Origin of the sequence: Micromonospora sonchi (assembly GCF_014646235.1) — a bacterium.
Lineage (GTDB): Bacteria > Actinomycetota > Actinomycetes > Mycobacteriales > Micromonosporaceae > Micromonospora > Micromonospora sonchi.
In genome coordinates this window covers 12,419-28,937 of the sequence record NZ_BMNB01000040.1, presented here as the reverse complement: position 1 = coordinate 28,937, position 16,519 = coordinate 12,419, and the positions used below count along the sequence as shown (strand labels likewise).

Here is a 16,519-nt window from a genome sequence, read left to right as displayed (position 1 = left end):
GGGTGCCGCGATGACGGGGCGGCGGGCTGCCGCAGTCGCCCCCTGTGGTGCGGGCAACCTCCGATCCGGAGAACTGGTTGACGTATCAACTATCGATGTCTAGTGTAGAGACAGTCATCAACGAGTCAGGTTGTGGGTCGCCGTCCGGTCAGCGCCGTACCTGGCCGACTTCGAGCATTGAGGTTTCGATGCGCAGCCTGGCGCCCACGGACGCGAAGCTCTGGAAGGGAATCCCATGAGTACTGGAAGCAAGGCCGGACTCGACGCGCTGCTGACGCCCGAGGAGAGCGTCCTTCTGCTGATCGACCATCAGCCGTTCCAGTTCGCCAACCTGAACAGCCACGAGCCGACGATGGTCGTCAACAACGTTATCGGACTCGCCAAGGCTGCCAAAGTGTTCGACGTTCCGACCATTCTGACGACCGTGCTGGAGGAGCGCGGCGGCCTTCTCATTCAGGGCTTGCAGGATGTGTTCCCGGAGCAGAAGCCGATCAACAGGACCTTCATCAACACCTGGCAGGACGCGCGCGTCGTGGATGCCGTCAAGGCGACCGGACGCAGGAAGCTGATCATCGCTGGCCTCTGGACGGAGATCTGTGTGGCGATGCCGGCCCTGCAGGCGGCGGGCGAGGGCTTCGAGGTCTTCGCTGTCACCGACGCCTCGGGTGGTGTTTCGAAGGAAGCCCACGACATGGCGGTGGGCCGCATGGTCCAGGCGGGCGTAGTTCCGATCACCTGGATGGTCGTGCTGGGCGAGTGGCAACGCGACTGGACCCGCGAGGAGACCGTGCCGGGTGTCGCCGAAGTCCAGATGCAGCACGCTGGCGCCACCGGCGTGGCCTTCGCCTGGGAGATGCAGCTCCTCGCCGGACACGCCAGAAGCGGCCTCTGACCTGACCGCCGCGCCGGTCGGCCCGTCTCGCAGGTGAGATCTGAAGGAGGACACATGGTAGTGAATGTGAGTGATGTTCCCGAAGCCAAACGGTACGAGGCTCGGGTCGAGGGAGAATCCAAGGTCGCGGGCGTCGCGCAGTACATCCGCACCACGGAACTCATCGCGTTCGTGCACACCGAGGTCTCGCCGGAGTACGAGGGCAGGGGAGTGGGGGCGGCCCTAGCCCGCGCCGCCCTCGACGAGGCCCGCGCCGCGAACCTGCTGGTCCTGCCTACCTGCCCATTCTTTGCGGGGTGGATCGCCCGGCACCCCGAGTACCAGGACCTGGTGTACCAGTCCAGCAGCAGAGTCAGCGACTGAACAGCCGGACATGGCATCGACGGAGGTCGGTATGAGCAGCGAAACCGCAAAGAAGGCGTACGAGGGCCAGTCGATCACCGTGACCTTTGAGGCCAGGCGTTGCCTGCATGCCGCCGAGTGCGTCCGCGGCTTGCCGGAGGTCTTCGACACGGGTCAGCGCCCATGGATCCGGCCCGACGGTGCCGAGGCCGAGCGTCTGGCCGAAGTGGTGCGGCGCTGTCCCTCCGGAGCGTTGCAGTACGCACTCGTAGACGGTGGGACGGAGGCCCCGGACCGGCCCACGCAGATCACGCGCGACCCCAGCGGACAGTTATTTGTGCGCGGTGAGTTGAGAGTGGACACACTGCAAGGCCCGCGCGCTGAAACCAGGGCAATCCTGTGTGGTTGCGGGCAGAGCCGCCTGAAGCCGTACTGCGATCGCGGGGGGCCCTGCGGCCAGATACCGCAGGGCTGAACCGACACCCCCGCCTGTCGCTTCCCGGATGAGCCAAGGGCCGAGCAGGTGGTCCGCATAGTGCAATTCTCAGAGTAGGGCAGCCACGACGCGCTGCGGTTCGTCGATGATCCGCTGCCCAATCAAATTGCCGAGTCGATGCGATCTCCGAGGGCCGCACCGAGATGGTGCTGGGCCGGGCATCGGCGACGGAGTCGTTCGAATGCCGGTCGGAGGCATCCCGGTGTGGATCGAGAGCGGTGCGCTGTACGTCGGCGGCGTGGAGACGCTGGCGCGGAAGATCGCACGGATCGTGCACGCCAACCACCTGTCTCGCTTCGACCTCAAATAGGGCATTGAAGGAGTTGCACACGATGGATGCATCGCAGATCGAGTTCGGTATCGACAGTTTCGGAGACCGCCCCCGTGATGACCGGGGGGAGATCGTCTCGTACGCGGAGGCGATCCGCGCGGCAGTGGCCGAGGCTCTGCTGGCCGACCAGATCGGCATCGACGTGGTCGCATTGGGTGAGCACCACAGGCCGGAGTACGCGATCTCCAGTCCGGAGACGGTGCTCGCCGGCATCGCGACCGCCACGAAGCGCATCCGGCTCGCCTCGGGGGTGACGGTGCTGTCCTCGGATGATCCGGTGCGGGTGTTCCAGCGCTTCGCCACGGTCGATGCGCTCTCCAGCGGTCGCGCCGAGGTGATCCTCGGGCGAGGATCGTTCACCGAGTCGTTCCCGCTGTTCGGGTACGACCTGACGGACTACGAGGTGCTGTTCGAGGAGAAGATCGACCTGTTCCACCGACTCCTGGACGAGAAGCCGGTGACCTGGGAGGGCACCACTCGCGCCTCCCTGCAGGACGCGGACGTCTATCCGAAGACGGACTCGGGACGTCTGAACACCTGGGTGGGAGTGGGCGGGTCGCCGCAGTCGGTGCTTCGCACCGCGCGCTACGGGTTCGGGCTCATGCTCGCCATCATCGGTGGCGCACCCGATCGCTTCGCTCCGTACGTGGACCTGTACCGACGTGCGCACCAGCAGCTCGGGACGACCGCTCAGCCAGTCGGGATGCACTCGCCCGGCTTCGTCGCCGCGACCGACGAGGAGGCCAGGGAGCTGTTCTACCCCGGCTACAGGGAGATCCGCGATCGGATCGGCGCGTTGCGCGGTTGGCCGCCGATCCAGCGGCGGGAGTTCGATGCCGACGTGGAGCACGGCTCGCTGTACGTCGGCTCGGTCGAGACCGTCGCAGCGAAGATCGCCCGCGCGATCCGGGTGCTGGACGTGGGCCGTTTCGACATGATCTACTCCGCCGCCGGGACGGTCTCCGCCTCCGCGCGGATGCGGTCGGTCGAGCTGTACGGCACACAGGTCATCCCGCGGGTGCGTGAGCTTCTGGCCGAGCAGTCTGCGGTCACGGCGCGGGTGACACGATGACCTCTCATGTCACCACCATCGGCATCTTGGGTGCCGGGAAGGTCGGCACCGTCCTGGCGCGCCTGGCCGTCGCCGCAGGCTACCGCGTCCTGATCTCCGGCTCCGGAGATCCTGCGAGGATCGCGCTGACCACCGAGGTTCTGACCCCCGGCGCGACTGCCGTGTGGCCGACCGAGGCCGCGGCGGCCGCGGACGTGGTGATCCTCGCGCTCCCGCTCAGCAAGCACCGCAACCTCCCGGCGAACGAGCTGAGGGGAAAGCTTGTCGTGGATGCGATGAACCACTGGTGGGAGATCGACGGCCCCCGCGACACGATCGCCCCGCCCGGTGTGTCTTCCAGCGATGCCGTGCAGCGGTTCCTGACGGGCGCGCGTGTCGTGAAGGCCCTGAACCACATGGGCTATCACGACCTCGAGGACGAGGCTCGCCGCGCAGGGCGGCGCGGGCGCAAGGCGATCGCGATCGCCGGCGATTCTCCCGAGGACGTCGCCGCGGTGTCACAGCTGATCAACGCGTTCGGATTCGACGCCGTTGCGATCGGCTCCCTCGCGGCCGGCGCTCGCCTCGAGCCCGGAACTGCTGCATTCGGAGCGAACGTCGAGGCCGCCGAGCTGCGAACCCTCACCGCAGCCTCGGCCTCGGCCGCATTCGAGGACCGTTAGGGGTTCGAGTCCCGTCGGGCGCGCAGGTTGTTGAAAGGGCCTGAGCTGCGAGAACGCGGCTCAGGCCCTTCTTTGTTGTCCGGCCTGTGCGGACGATGGTCCCTCAGAACTGATTCACGCCGCCGTCGACGTAGAGGTTCGCGCCCACGATGAAGCTGCTGTCCTGGGAGGACAGAAAGGCGACGGCGTGGGCGACTTCCTCGGGGCTACCCGTCCGGCCGATCGGCACCATGGCGGCCAGGCCGGCCTTGACGACCTCGTGATCCTGTCCGGCCGCCACGTTCATCTCCTCGACGCCGCTGGTGTCGATCGGCCCTGGCGAGATCGCGTTGACTCGGATGCCGCGGCCTTTGAGCTCGTTCGCCCAGGTGCGGGCGAAGGAACGGACGGCGGCCTTGGACGCGGCGTAGGCGCCGAAGGCCGGCATGCCTCGGTCGCCCGCGGTGGAGGCGCTCAGGATCACCGCGGCTCCGTCGTTGAGCAGCGGCAATGCCTTCTGCACCGTGGCGAAGGTGCCCTTGACGTTGATGTTGAAGATGCGGTCGAACTCTTCTGAGGTTTGCTCTTCGATGGTCGCGTACGACGCGACGCCGGCGTTGGCGAACAGGATGTCGATGCCTTTCCCGCGCTCGCGGACCACGCTGTACAGCCGGTCCAGGTCGGCCGGATCGGTGATGTCGCCGGGCACGGCCGTGACCGCCGCGCCGATGACTTCGACCGCCTCGTCCAGCTCGGCCTTGCGCCGGCCGGTGATGAAGACGTGTGCGCCCTCGGCCGCCAGTCGCGCGGCGGTGGCCCGGCCGATTCCCCGCGTCCCGCCGCCGGTGATGACGGCCGTCTTGCCTTCGAGCTGACCCATGATCTCCTCCACATAATTATGTACCGATCGGTCGGTATGGAATTAAGATAGCAGATCTGCACCGATCGGTACACAACTGGTAAGCTGGGTCACGTGGGCATCCAACAGAGGGCACCGGTCGGCCGGCCCCGGGGCTTCGACGCCGACGAGGCACTCGAGAACGCGATGCGGGTGTTCTGGGAGCACGGCTACGAGGGCACCAGCCTTACCGACCTGACCCAGGCCATGGGGATCAACCGAACCAGCATGTACGCGGCCTTCGGTAACAAGGAGGAGCTGTTCCGCAAGGCTCTGAAGCGCTATGCCGACGGCCCGGCCTCGTACGGAGCCCAGGCGCTGGCCGAGCCGACCGCCCTGCGGGTGGCCACGGTGTTCCTCGACGGCGCTGTCCGCAGCAGCACCCTGCCCAGTCACCCGACGGGATGCCTCAGCCTGCGGGCCTCCCTGATATCCGGCGAGGGCGGGCAGGCGATCCGCGACCTGCTGGCCTCATGGCGCAACGAGACCAGCACCCTGCTGAGGGACCGGTTCCAGCGGGCCGTCGACGAAGGCGACCTGCCCGCGGGAACCGATCCGGCGCTGCTGACCCGGTACATCCTGACGATCGCCAACGGCGTCGCGGTGCAGGCCGCCGGTGGCGCCGAGCGCACCGACCTTCAAGTGGTCGCCGACGCCGCCCTTCGGAACTGGCCGCCCGTCTAGAGCCAACGCCGTTCGGTTAGGTGGTTGGGTGGATAGCTGCGCTCGCTGACATGGGACCAGGGCTGCGGGTCACGGCACGTTCGCCAGCACCGCCCAGGCGATCGGTGTCGTGCCCTGAGTGAGCTCGAGGATCCGCCTGCGGATTCGGGGCTCGTGAAGCAGCAACGCCAGCGTGACGGCCACGTCCTCACGGGGGATCTCGTCGTGGGGCTGCGCCGGACCCAGCGCAACCGTCCCGATTCCGTTGCGGTCGACCAGCAGGGATGGCCGAAGGATCAGCCAATCCAGGTCGCTCATGCTGACCGTGACGTCGATCAGCTTCTTCACCGCGAAGTAGAACTCCACGTCGTCGCCGAGGTCGTGCCCGCGTCCGGCCTCGGGAAGCACAGACACCAGCACGAAGCGACTCACACCAGCGAGGCGTGCCGCCTCCAGAGCCTTCACCACACCCTCGCCGTCGATGGCGGCCGTGACCTCCCTCTTACCGCCGTTCGACCCGGCGGTGTAGACGACGACGTCCGCCCCGGTGAGCATGGGGGCCAGCGAGTCAGCAGTAAGGTCCGCGAGCTGAGCCACGTGAGCCTTGACTCCCTGAGCAGAGAGGTCTGTCCGCTGCTCCTTACGGCGTACCAGTCCGGCGACGTCGTCGCCCCGGTCGATCAGGTTCCTCGCCAGCAGCCCACCGACGGCCCCACTGACGCCGATGATGAAGACCTTCATCATTCCGTTCCCGGCCGCACGGGGGCGCTGAACTCCGCGGTACGTCGCCACACCGGGTGGCGATCGGTCACCAGGGTCATCGACGGCAGACCTGCTCGAGCGGGGTGAGAGTCGGGGTACTGGTGCATCGTGCCAGCCTGGCCGCCGCGTCGTGGCCCTCGCGTCGGTAGGAGCCACCTATCTTTGGCGCACCCGCACCCGCACCCGCACCCGCACCCGCACCCGCACCCGCACCCGCACCCGCACCCGTCCGATCAGGGAAGATGGAACTCCTTAAGCTCACGGCGTGAGGTGACGCCGAGATTGCGGAAGGCGCGGCCGCCGCACGCTCCGGCTCGCCCGCGCGGGAGGTGGCCTCGACGAGCTCAGGCAAGGCCACGTTGCTGTGCACCTGAGGAAGGCGGTACGTAGCAGGGCCCCTTGTTGGCAAGGGGCCCTGCTACGTATCTCAGTCGAGTAGTTCGGTCACGGTGCCGCCGGCCACGGTACGGCCGCCCTCCCGGACGGCGAAGCCGAGCCCGACATCCATCGCGATCGGCCTGCCCAGCTCCACCGACAGGTCGACGGTGTCACCCGGCAGGACCATCGTCACGTCACCGAGGTCTACCGACCCGACCACGTCGGTGGTGCGGAAGTAGAACTGCGGCCGGTAGTTGGCGAGGAACGGCGTGTGGCGCCCGCCTTCGGCGGTGGTCAGCGCATAGAGCCTGGCCCGGAACCGCTGGTGCGGCGTGACGCTGCCTGGCAGCGCCACCACCTGACCCCGCTGTACCTGGTCGCGCTTGACCCCGCGCAGCAGCACGGCGGCGTTGTCCCCGGCCTCGGCGGTCGCCAGCGACTTGCCGAACGTCTCCAGCCCGGTGGCCACGGTCGACAGCGTCGGGCCGAGGCCGACCACCTCCACCGGGTCGCCGATCCGTAGGGTGCCCCGCTCGACCGCACCGGTCACCACCGTCCCCCGCCCGGAGATCGTCATCACGTTCTCGATCGGCATCAGGAACGGCTCGCCGAGCTCGCGGGGTGGCACCGCGACGTACCGGTCGACCGCGTCGAGCAGCTCCACGACGGAGGACACCCAGCGCGGGTCGCCCTCGAGGGCCCGCAGCGCCGACACCCGTACGACGGGCACCTCGTCGCCGGGGAACCCGTACTCGGACACCAGCTCCCGGACCTCGAGCTCAACCAGGTCGAGCAGTTCCGGGTCCTCGACGGCGTCGGCCTTGTTCATCGCCACCACCAGGTAGGGCACGCCGACCCGCCGAGCGAGCAGCACGTGCTCGCGGGTCTGCGGCATCGCCCCGTCAACCGCGGAGACAACCAGGATCGCGCCATCGACCTGCGCCGCCCCCGTGATCATGTTCTTGACGAAGTCGGCGTGGCCGGGCATGTCCACATGGGCGTAGTGCCGGGTCTCGGTCTCGTACTCGACATGCGAGATGTTGATGGTGATGCCGCGCGCCACCTCCTCCGGCGCCCGGTCGATGCCGTTGAAGGACACGAACCGGTTGACAGCGGGGTCGCGGTCGGCGAGGACCTTGGTGATGGCGGCCGTCGGGGTCGTCTTGCCGTGGTCGACGTGACCCATCGTGCCGATGTTGAGGTGCGGCTTCGCGCGCACGAACTGGCTCTTGGCCATGATGAGCTCCACACTGGAGATGAGTTGGCGGACGACGAACGCGGGCGGATGCCACTCCGCGGAAACCGCGCCAGAACCGCGTGCTCCGGCGCGCCTGCCAGGGCAGCGCCGGAGCACCGGGCCACCCTCCTCCGTGGTTCTGCCGGAGCGGGAGGAGGGTCAGCCTCGGGTATCAGCCAGCCACGCGCAGACGTCGGCGGCGCCCGGCAGGTGGAAACCTGCGGGACGCACAGAGCCGACGGTGCCGAACATGGCGATCACGTTAGCTCTGAACCTCTGGCGGGCGACTGATATTCCCGGGCCCCTCTCTTCCGGTCATCAGCGTCGAAGCCGCAGTCGAGATCTTCGAGTGCTTGCCGGTGCCAGGCGGCGCCACCAGGACCGCGGTGCCGGCCGCGTGCAGCGCCTCGGCCAGCGCCGGCAGCGCCGCCCGCACCGGCAGGTCGTACGACACCTCGGAAAGCACCGACCCACTGTAAGGAAGGGCACCTCGGTTGACGCCTGCGGTAGAGGAGGCCGGCCCTCTTATCAAGCACACAACGGTGCCCGGGCCGGCGTCCGCACCCCCTGGTACGTCCCGTCCAACTGCCCGCGCAGCTTGGTAAGGGCACGGGCCAGCAACCGGGACACGTGCGTCTGGGACACGCCGATCTGTTCGGCGATCTGCGACTGGGTCAGGTTGCCGTAGAAGTGCAGTGTGAGGATCCGCTGCTCGCGTTCGTCGAGCGTGGCCAGCGCCGAGTTCAAGGCGAACCGCAGCTCGGCCAGCTCGAACTCGCCATCCTCATCGCCGAGCAGATCGCCCAGCTCGGTGGTCCGGTCGCCGTCGCCGTCGAGGGTGGACAGGGACACCGCGTTGTACGCCCGGGCGCCCTCCAGGCCCTCCAGGACGTCCTCTTCGGTGATCTTGAGGTGGGCGGCGATGTCGGCGACCGTCGGCGAACGGCCCAGGGCCTGCAACAGCGAACTGTTGGCGTCGAAGATGGCCAGCCGCAGTTCCTGAAGGCGGCGGGGCACCCGGACGTCCCAGGTGCGGTCGCGGAAGTGCCGCTTGGGCTCACCGATGATGGTCGGGATGGCGTAGCCGGCGAAATCCACGCCGCGCGAGGGGTCGAACTTGTCGATCGCCTTGACCAGGCCTCCCGCGGCGGTCTGTTCCAGGTCGTCGGTGGGCTGGCCCCGGCCGCCGTACCGCCTGGCGAGGTGGCTGGCGAGCGGCAGCCACGCCTCGATGGCCCGGTCGCGCAGCGCGGAGCGCGACAGGTGGTCGGCGGGCAGCGTGGCCATCGTGTGGAGCAGGTCGGCGGCGCTGTCGGGGGGCGGGCGCGGGTCGAGCTTCTGGGCGGCGGACGGTCTGGTCCGCTGCTCGCTGATCGTGTGCGCGGTCATTGGTGATCCTCCCTGCACCCTCATCGCGGAGAAGAGACGTGGGGCTTCGTAGCACGCCTGACGAGCGCGATGTCGGCAGGTGTCGGCGGACGGAACTTGCCGCCATCGGCGACGAACTCGTCGCCATGCCTTCTCAAATGGCCCGCAAACAGCGGGCACACCGGAACGATGGTGACACTCGTGCGAATGCTGTCCGTGAGCACCTCGCGGACCAGCAGCCCGGCCAGGCCCCGTCCACCGAATTTTCGGTCTACTTCGGTGTGGAAAACGATTCGCTCACCATCCACCTCCGGGGAGTCGACAAAGTCCACCCTGCCGACGGGCGATCCCTCCGCGAGGTTGGCGGTGTAGGTGCCGATCGGGCGAGTTTCACTGAGCCTTACCGATACGGGTGCACCGGTGTTGTCATGGACATTTTGAATCATCTGTTGTCCTCTCGGGATACTGGTCTTGCGTCTGCGCTGGCTGCAGCCCGGTCACGATCCGCCGCCACGTGCCGTGACGCTGCCACCGGCGGAACAGCCCGTACACCGTCTGCCAGCGTCCGTAGCATTCCGGCACGTCCCGCCACGGGCATCCGACTCTGGTCCGCCACCTGATTCCATCGACGAGTAGCCGTCTACTCCATTTCGGCGGTCGGCCCCGCCTCCTGCCCTTGGGCAGCATCGACTCCAGCGCCGTAGACTGCGCGTCGGTCAGATCGTGCCGCCTCGTTGCCGCAACGCTGGCCACGAGGTCTCCGGTGTTCAGGTCTTCTTGGTCGAAGAATTATCAACCGGAGACCTCGCCGTCTATCGATCACCGACACGCCTCGGTCGGTGTCCCATCCGTCAGCTCAACCGAGAAAGGTGCGCAGGGCGGCGTTGACCTCGTCGGCGTGGGTCCAGAGCAGCCCGTGTGGGGCGCCTTCGATCTCGACGTACTCGACCTCGGGCAGGCCCTGGCGAAAGCGCCGGGCGGTAGCGTCGATCGGGAGGATGTTGTCGGCGGTGCCGTGCAGGATCAGGGCCGGCTTGCCGCTGGCACGGATCGCCTCGACGTCGGCGCGGAAGTCCTCGATCCAAGAGGACACGACGGCGTAGGCCGCCACCGGCGCGCTGGAGACGGCGACGTTCCAGCTGCCGGTGACAGCCTCCTGGCTGATCCGGCTGCCAAGGTTCTCGTCGAGGTTGTAGAAGTCCGAGAAGAACTGCGTGTACCAGGCGTAGCGGTCACCCTTTGCCGCGGCCTCGATCCCGTCGAACACCTTCTGCGGCAGGCCCCCGGGGTTGTCGTCACGCGCGACCAGGAACGGTTCGAGTGAGGCGAGGAACGCCAGCTTCGCCACCCGCTGGTGGCCGTACCGCGAGACGTAGCGGGCCAGCTCACCGGTGCCCATCGAGAACCCGACCAGGACGACGTCGCGCAGGTCCATCGTCTCCAGCAGGGTGTTCAGATCGGCCGCGAACGTGTCGTAGTCGTAGCCGGAACCGACCTTCGACGAGCGTCCGAAGCCACGACGGTCGTAGGTGATCACCCGGTACCCGGCAGCAAGCAGCTCACGCGTCTGAAGCTCCCAGCTGTGGCCGTTCAACGGATACCCGTGGATGAGGACAACCGGCTGACCTGCGCCCTGATCCTCGTAGTACAACTCGATCGGAGTGCTGTTCTCGTTCCCGACGACGATGAATCCCATGATCGTTCACCTTCTGTTGTCGCGTACTTCCGAGTTGTGTCCGCGCTGGACGTCGTTGTCGTGTCGGGGCGCTTATCGACGGGGCTCCCAGCGGAACATCCGCGCGGCCAGCACAATCGCCACCACCACCCAGACCAAGGTCGGAGCCACCAGGAGCATGGAGTCGGCGAGTGGGGCCCCGCCGTTCCACGCGTTGACGATCAGCTCGGTAGCCGAGCCCCCGGGCAGAATCCGTTTCAGCAGCGCAAAGTTCTCGGTGCCGGTGATCCCTACCCAGGTGGCCACGGCGATGACACCCAGACTGAGCGGCAGCGTGGTGACCTGCGCGTGCTCCGGGGAGTTCGTGATTCCGGCAGTGGCGACCGCGAAAGCGAGCATCATCACCAACGCCGCGGTCAGGGCCACCACCAGCAGTTCGACGTCAGCGGGTGCTCGGCCGACGCTGGCGAACACGATGAGGATCACCGCTACCTGGACGATGGCGATGACGCTGACCGGGAGCACCAGGCCGGCCAGGATGGTCGCGTCACCGGCGGCGGTGGACCTCAGCCGCTTGAGGAAGAGGTTCTGCCGGCGGGCGGCCAGGGTGGTCACGGTCGTGGCGTAGAGACTGAACGCGGCGATGATGAAGATGAGCACCGCTGCGACGTAGCCGAGGCTGCCGATCTGGCTGAACGTGTCGCGGTAACTGATGAAGAAAATGCTCGCCGCCGCGGGCATGATCAAGCTGGTGATCAGCACGGCACGGTTTCGGAAGAGCTGGATGAGCTCGCTCTGTGCGATGGGAAGCATGAGCAATCCTTCGAGGTCAGGAGGGAACCGGTTCGGTGCCGATCGCACGGAAGACGTCGTCCAGCCGGGTCGGCGCAGCGGACAGCCCGGGCAGCTGGACCGCGTGAGCGTCCGCCCAGTCGAGTAACGTCTTGAGGTCTCGTTGAAGGTCGAACGTGTCGATCGTGTAGAAGCCGTCGGCCATCGGGGCGGGTCGCATCGGTAGTGCCGGGCTGCCGGGTGGCAGCGAGAATCGGATCGACGCCGGCAGGGTCTGGGTCAGCTCGGACACCGTGCCCTGACTGCGGAAGACGCCCCCGTGCATCAGTCCGATGCGGTCAGCCCGCTGCTGCGCCTCTTCCAGGTAGTGCGTGGTGAGCACGACCGTCGCTCCGTCCTCGCGCAACTGCCGCACGGTCTCCCACAGAGCATCCCGCGACTGGATGTCCAGCCCGGTAGTGGGTTCGTCCAGGACGATCAGCTCCGGCCGTCCGTACACGGCGGTGGCGAAATCCAGGCGCCGCTTTTCCCCGCCGGACAGCTGGGCCACCCGCGTATCGGCCCGGTGGCCGAGGTCGACGAGTTCGAGCACCCTCGCCACGGTGTCCTGGCGTTCCGAGAGCCGGCCGATCAGCCGGACCGACTCCTCGACGGTGAGGTCGGCTGCGAACCCGCCCTCCTGCAGCATGATCCCCATCCTGGGACGCACCGCGCGCCGGTCCGTCGGGCTCTTGCCGAACACGCGCACCGTGCCCGCCGACGCCTTCCGGTGGCCCTCGATGACCTCCAGGGTCGAGGTCTTGCCCGCACCATTGGTGCCGAGGAGTGCGTAGAGCTCCCCGCGCGCGACCTGGAACGAGAGATTTTTGACGGCGTGGAACTCGCCGTAGGTGACGTTCAGTTGGTCGACTTCGATGACAGGTCTGACGGGCATCACGGATCCTTTCGTCTCGACACAAGGCTTCCGCCACTGGCGGCACCTTGGCATCGGTATAAAGCCCTTAGCTCTCACCGTCAGCACACTCAGCCGTAAGCGAGCTGGTCGCTGTCTGTGCGAGTCAGCCAGTTTGGGCGGCCGCTGCGCGGTTGACCAGCGACGAAAGCCCGTGCTCGAGGTCTGTCTCGACCTGCGGCATCCGAGTCATCAACCCGTCCGCGTTGAGGACGCTGCCTTGCGGAGGCGGCCGGCATCGCGAACAATTGCGATTCGCATCGGCGACAACTACCTACTCCGACACTGTCGGACTCTTCCCCGCCTCGGGTGCGAGCGAAACTGGCCGACCTCCTGGCCCGGCGTTCAGAGCGCGTGGCCATCGAACATCTCTCGCTCCAGGCACAGGCCGGACGCAGCGGGGCAATTGTGGTGCGCGGGGAAGCGGCATCGGAGAGACCGCGATCCTGGAGCACGCCCGCGACACCGCGGCGGCCGCATCGGGGTTCCGGGTGGAGTACTCGGTCGGAGTGGAGTCTGAGACGCGGTTCGTGTTCGCGGGACTGCCGGAGCTACGGCTGGATGGACTCGGCGAGGCCGACGCCCGGGCGCTGCTGGCAGCCGCGGTCCGCGCACCGCTGAACGACCGGGTGCGCGACTGGTCGTCGCCGAGGCGCGTGGCAACCCCTGGCGCTGCTGGAGCTGCCGTCTACCGGGCCGCCACGCCAGCCGATCAGCGTCGCGCACACGGCGCGCTGGCCGCCGCCACCGACCAGCGGCTCAACCCCGACCGGCGAGCCTGGCACCGCGTGCAGGCGGTCCTGGGCACCGACGAGGACCCCACCGCAGACCTTGAGCGTTCAGCCAAGCGGGCCCGTGCCGGATGGCGGGCTGGCCGCCGCAGCCGCGTTCCTGCAACGGGCGGCCGCGCTGGTGCCAGGTTCCGACATCGGCACACCGAACAGATCCGTCATCGCCCGCGCAGTACGCGCCTGCGCTCCGAACAACGCCTGCTGCAGATACACCACAGCCGCGGTGGCTCTCGACCCGTACTGCACCGGGGCATCCACCCCGTCTGAAGCCCGGCCAGCGGTGACCCGCCCGCAACGGCACCGCCGCGACAGGATCCGATGCTCGATCACCCGCACCGCGATTTCCGGCAGGTCGAACACCTGCCGCACGGCCCCGCCGGTCACCGGCGCCCTAGCCAAGCCTTCACCACACCCACCACAACCGGCCGGCTCATGCGCGATCCGCTCATACGGATCAGCGACCTGCCGCAACGTGCGCCCCTCATGGCCGGGCTGCCCACCCGGCCGCTGACCTGACCGTGTCCGCAACGACTTCGGCGCAGGTTTGGCCAGCCCGTCCGACGACGGCGGCCGCGACGAGTTCGACGAATCCTGCCCGAGCCGGGACCGCAGATCCGCGTTCTCCCGCCGCAACTCGGCTTGTCCCGCTCCAGCTCAACGATCCTGGCCTCCAACCGGGCAAGCCGCTCAAGCAGCTCCACGATGGACGGCGGTCCGGACACCCCACCATGATCCAGAACAGGCAGCACGCGGGTCGAGCCAATCCACCGACGACCATCTGATCAGTCACCGTACCGCGACCAGAACCTCAAGCTGTAACGAGGTTCCCCCGCTTATGATCTCTTTCCTCCTCGTTAATCTGCGGGGTCGTCAGCGGTCGACGCTGGCCATGCCTGCGTGGCCGCCCATGGCGAGTGCCTTGGGCACGTCGTTTTCGAACGTGCCCAGGTGAGCACCGCCATCTTCGCGAATGATGCCCTTCGCCGCGGACTGGAGCGCCTCTCTGAACGCTCGCGCGTTCGGGAACCGATCCTTTCGGGCTTTGGCGAGAGCTTTCACGAGTACGGAATCAAGTGCGGGAGTGAGGTCTAGGGTACGCGTGCTGGCCCGCGCGGGTTCCTCGTAGACGTGTTGGTAGGCGACAGAGAGTGGGTCAGGACCGATAAAGGGTGGCCGTCCGGTCAGTAGTTCGTAGAGCAGGCAGCCTGCGGAGTAAAGGTCGCTGCGGGCGTCCGCGGTTTCACCGCGCACCTGCTCGGGAGAGAGATACTGGGGAGTTCCAAGGACCTCGTGGGCTTGGGTTATCGTCGCGGTTGAATCACCATTGGCGCGTGCGATTCCAAAGTCCACGAGTTTGACGGCGCCCTCGGTTGTGATCATCACATTGGCTGGTTTGATGTCGCGATGGACAATACCTGCGCGATGACTGAACTCAAGCGCCGAGAGGACCCCGATCTGATACTGGATCGATTCCTTGAGTCTGAGCTCGCCAACCTTGAGGAGGTCCCGCAGGGAGCGGCCAGCGACATACTCCATGACAATATATGGAACGTGCACCTTATCCGCCGAGCCTCCTTCCACTTCTTTATATCCAGTGTCGTAGACGGAGACGATTGCAGGATGGTTGAGGCGAGCCAGCATCCGCGCCTCGCGTCGAAACCTGGATTGGAACAGGGGGTCCTGTGCAAGGTCTCTGCGGAGCACCTTGATCGCAACGGAGCGACCTGAGCGGATGTCACGACCTAGGCGAATATTGGCCATACCGCCCCAGCCAATGAGATCGCCTGCCTCATAATTTCCATAAAGGACTCGATTCGTGCTCATCAGGATTTCCTAACTACTATCGCTCGCTCTTGGTGGAGTTCCGCGGCGGCGAAGTCCAGACCCCGCTTCGCAACACCGGACATCTGGGATCATGGGTGCCGGCCCCGCCGGCGAGATCGACACGGAACGAAAGGCGCCTCACGGCTCGAACATCGCCGTGGCTGAGGTTCTGCCTGGCAACATCGATGACGGCGCTGACAGACATGGCGGTTCCTTTCGCGTCGACGGTTCGAAGGGGGCGGCGACCTCGCGGGTCAGGGCTGTTCCGGGCGGATGGGGTCCGGCGCTGGTCCGGTCGTTGCCGGTCACGGCGTGTCTTCAGGCTGGCATCGGTGGCGGCACCTTCGCGTCGGTGGAAGCCCCTGATGTCTTCGCCGGTCGCCACCGTGCCAAGAGGTGGATGGTCGGTGCCAGGGCGTGCCAGACCAGCGACGGGGTGGGTGTGCGGGCAGGCCCGGCATGCGGCGGCCGGATCGTCGACCCGTCCACGGTTGAGAACTTGGGTTTGGGGCGGGTGAGGTTCGCGTCGGTGACACTTACCTACTTATTGCAGTGCCGACGGACTCGGGTGGGAATGGCGAACCCTCTGGGCCGGCGCGCGGAGGCGTTGCCGGTACGTAGCCGGCTGGCGTCCTCACGGTAGGTGGTGTCGCGGATTCCTGGCGGCCGTGGTCGCGGGTCTCGTCCAGTGCCCAGTGCCGGGATCTCTGTCCACGGCAGGTCTTTGAGTTGGCGGTACAGGCGCGGATGGTTGCGTTTGACGACGAAGACGTAGCTGGCCTGCTTGTCATCGACCAGCCAGCGGGCGTGGTCACGCTGGTGTGCAACGCGTCCGCGGTGATGACCGTACCGGTCAGGTCCAGGCCGGCCAGCAGCGGAACGAATCGGGTGATTTCGTTCGTCTTTCCTGCCGGCTCGATCCGCCCCCGAGGGCTGCGCGGGTGATCAGCCACCGGCAGATCGCAGTGTCCAGGGCGTCGGCGTCGATGTCGGCCAGCACCCGAGCGAACGTGCTGTCATCGGGTACCCGCCGCGCGCCGGTGAACGGATCCCGCGCCGCGCCGAGGCGGTCCCACGCGGCGTCCGGCAGATCAGTGGCCCACTCGGCGATCTCGGTGACCCGGCTCTGCCCGGAGGCCACCGCCGCAACGGCGATCGCGAGCAGGCCCGGCAGTGGATGGATCAGACCTCGCGGATCACCCGGGTCCGGTACCTGCGCCAACGCCAACAACAACCCCGATGTGTCCTGCTGCACCTGCTGCGACACGTCGTGCAGACGTGCGGACAGCCCGCCGATCAACGAGGATGCTTCCACGAGCGCGGTCCTTCGCCTTGATCATCCAGTCTAGACACCTGAAGGATCACCAGAAGGCCGCGCTCTTCTACGTAACCAACCGGAACCGGC

Annotated in this window: 19 protein-coding genes and 1 pseudogene; 7 read left to right on the top strand and 13 right to left on the bottom strand. The window is 67.2% G+C overall.

Annotated elements, in window-relative coordinates:
* The first annotated feature begins 235 nt into the window (after window positions 1-235).
* From IEY61_RS27960 to IEY61_RS27940, 6 genes are all read left to right on the top strand, one after another.
* Window positions 236-892: a hydrolase gene (locus IEY61_RS27960; RefSeq protein ID WP_189049670.1), complete on the top strand. Its 657-nt coding sequence runs from the start codon at window positions 236-238 to the stop codon at window positions 890-892.
* A gap of 54 nt (window positions 893-946) precedes the next feature.
* Entirely contained in the window at window positions 947-1,255 is a 309-nt protein-coding gene (locus IEY61_RS27955) for a GNAT family N-acetyltransferase (protein WP_189049668.1), read from the top strand.
* 31 nt (window positions 1,256-1,286) lie between these two features.
* Window positions 1,287-1,709, top strand: coding sequence for a (4Fe-4S)-binding protein (locus tag IEY61_RS27950; protein WP_189049666.1), 423 nt, complete (start codon window positions 1,287-1,289; stop codon window positions 1,707-1,709).
* A 202-nt stretch (window positions 1,710-1,911) separates the two neighbouring features.
* Window positions 1,912-2,040, top strand: a complete 129-nt coding sequence (locus IEY61_RS31895) for a hypothetical protein (RefSeq protein WP_268240698.1) — start codon at window positions 1,912-1,914, stop codon at window positions 2,038-2,040.
* A gap of 22 nt (window positions 2,041-2,062) precedes the next feature.
* Window positions 2,063-3,133 (top strand): LLM class flavin-dependent oxidoreductase, encoded by a 1,071-nt coding sequence (locus IEY61_RS27945; RefSeq protein ID WP_189049664.1) that lies wholly within the window; start codon window positions 2,063-2,065, stop codon window positions 3,131-3,133.
* Entirely contained in the window at window positions 3,130-3,795 is a 666-nt protein-coding gene (locus tag IEY61_RS27940) for an NADPH-dependent F420 reductase (RefSeq protein ID WP_189049662.1), read from the top strand. The genes IEY61_RS27945 and IEY61_RS27940 overlap by 4 nt, the downstream gene beginning before the upstream one ends.
* A 103-nt stretch (window positions 3,796-3,898) precedes the next feature.
* On the opposite strand, the gene IEY61_RS27935 is transcribed toward IEY61_RS27940, so the two are convergent.
* Entirely contained in the window at window positions 3,899-4,666 is a 768-nt protein-coding gene (locus IEY61_RS27935) for an SDR family NAD(P)-dependent oxidoreductase (RefSeq protein ID WP_229706505.1), read from the bottom strand.
* Window positions 4,667-4,747: 81 nt separating this feature from the next.
* Between IEY61_RS27935 and IEY61_RS27930 the strand changes: the two genes are divergently transcribed.
* Window positions 4,748-5,356: a TetR/AcrR family transcriptional regulator gene (locus IEY61_RS27930; RefSeq protein WP_189049660.1), complete on the top strand. Its 609-nt coding sequence runs from the start codon at window positions 4,748-4,750 to the stop codon at window positions 5,354-5,356.
* A 69-nt stretch (window positions 5,357-5,425) separates the two neighbouring features.
* Here the strand turns inward: IEY61_RS27930 and IEY61_RS27925 are convergent, their stop codons facing one another.
* The 12 genes and pseudogenes from IEY61_RS27925 to IEY61_RS27870 form a co-directional block, all read right to left on the bottom strand.
* Complete coding sequence (locus tag IEY61_RS27925) at window positions 5,426-6,076, bottom strand: NAD(P)H-binding protein (RefSeq protein ID WP_189049658.1); 651 nt, start codon at window positions 6,074-6,076, stop codon at window positions 5,426-5,428.
* Between the two features lie 448 nt (window positions 6,077-6,524).
* Entirely contained in the window at window positions 6,525-7,712 is a 1,188-nt protein-coding gene (gene tuf, locus IEY61_RS27920) for an elongation factor Tu (protein WP_189049656.1), read from the bottom strand.
* A 262-nt stretch (window positions 7,713-7,974) separates the two neighbouring features.
* The gene (locus tag IEY61_RS27915) at window positions 7,975-8,178 is read right to left on the bottom strand and encodes a hypothetical protein (RefSeq protein ID WP_189049715.1); all 204 of its coding nucleotides are present in this window, start codon (window positions 8,176-8,178) and stop codon (window positions 7,975-7,977) included.
* Between the two features lie 62 nt (window positions 8,179-8,240).
* Entirely contained in the window at window positions 8,241-9,101 is an 861-nt protein-coding gene (locus IEY61_RS27910) for a SigB/SigF/SigG family RNA polymerase sigma factor (RefSeq protein ID WP_189049654.1), read from the bottom strand.
* Window positions 9,102-9,121: 20 nt separating this feature from the next.
* A complete protein-coding gene (locus IEY61_RS27905) occupies window positions 9,122-9,526 on the bottom strand; it encodes a GNAT family N-acetyltransferase (protein ID WP_189049652.1) in 405 nt (134 codons plus the stop codon).
* Window positions 9,527-9,560: 34 nt separating this feature from the next.
* A pseudogene (locus tag IEY61_RS27900) lies at window positions 9,561-9,833 on the bottom strand (transposase); the annotation flags it as partial.
* 103 nt (window positions 9,834-9,936) lie between these two features.
* The gene (locus IEY61_RS27895; RefSeq protein ID WP_189049648.1) at window positions 9,937-10,776 is read right to left on the bottom strand and encodes an alpha/beta fold hydrolase; all 840 of its coding nucleotides are present in this window, start codon (window positions 10,774-10,776) and stop codon (window positions 9,937-9,939) included.
* A 72-nt stretch (window positions 10,777-10,848) separates the two neighbouring features.
* Window positions 10,849-11,568, bottom strand: a complete 720-nt coding sequence (locus IEY61_RS27890) for an ABC transporter permease (RefSeq protein ID WP_189049646.1) — start codon at window positions 11,566-11,568, stop codon at window positions 10,849-10,851.
* A gap of 16 nt (window positions 11,569-11,584) precedes the next feature.
* Window positions 11,585-12,481 (bottom strand): ABC transporter ATP-binding protein, encoded by an 897-nt coding sequence (locus IEY61_RS27885; protein WP_189049644.1) that lies wholly within the window; start codon window positions 12,479-12,481, stop codon window positions 11,585-11,587.
* Window positions 12,482-13,338: 857 nt separating this feature from the next.
* Window positions 13,339-13,923: a DUF6444 domain-containing protein gene (locus IEY61_RS27880; protein ID WP_373293228.1), complete on the bottom strand. Its 585-nt coding sequence runs from the start codon at window positions 13,921-13,923 to the stop codon at window positions 13,339-13,341.
* Between the two features lie 237 nt (window positions 13,924-14,160).
* The gene (locus IEY61_RS27875) at window positions 14,161-15,114 is read right to left on the bottom strand and encodes a protein kinase domain-containing protein (protein ID WP_189049640.1); all 954 of its coding nucleotides are present in this window, start codon (window positions 15,112-15,114) and stop codon (window positions 14,161-14,163) included.
* A gap of 853 nt (window positions 15,115-15,967) precedes the next feature.
* Window positions 15,968-16,429 carry a transposase family protein gene (locus IEY61_RS27870; RefSeq protein WP_189049638.1) on the bottom strand — a complete coding sequence of 154 codons (462 nt, stop codon included), beginning with the start codon at window positions 16,427-16,429 and terminating at the stop codon, window positions 15,968-15,970.
* Window positions 16,430-16,519 lie beyond the last annotated feature (90 nt).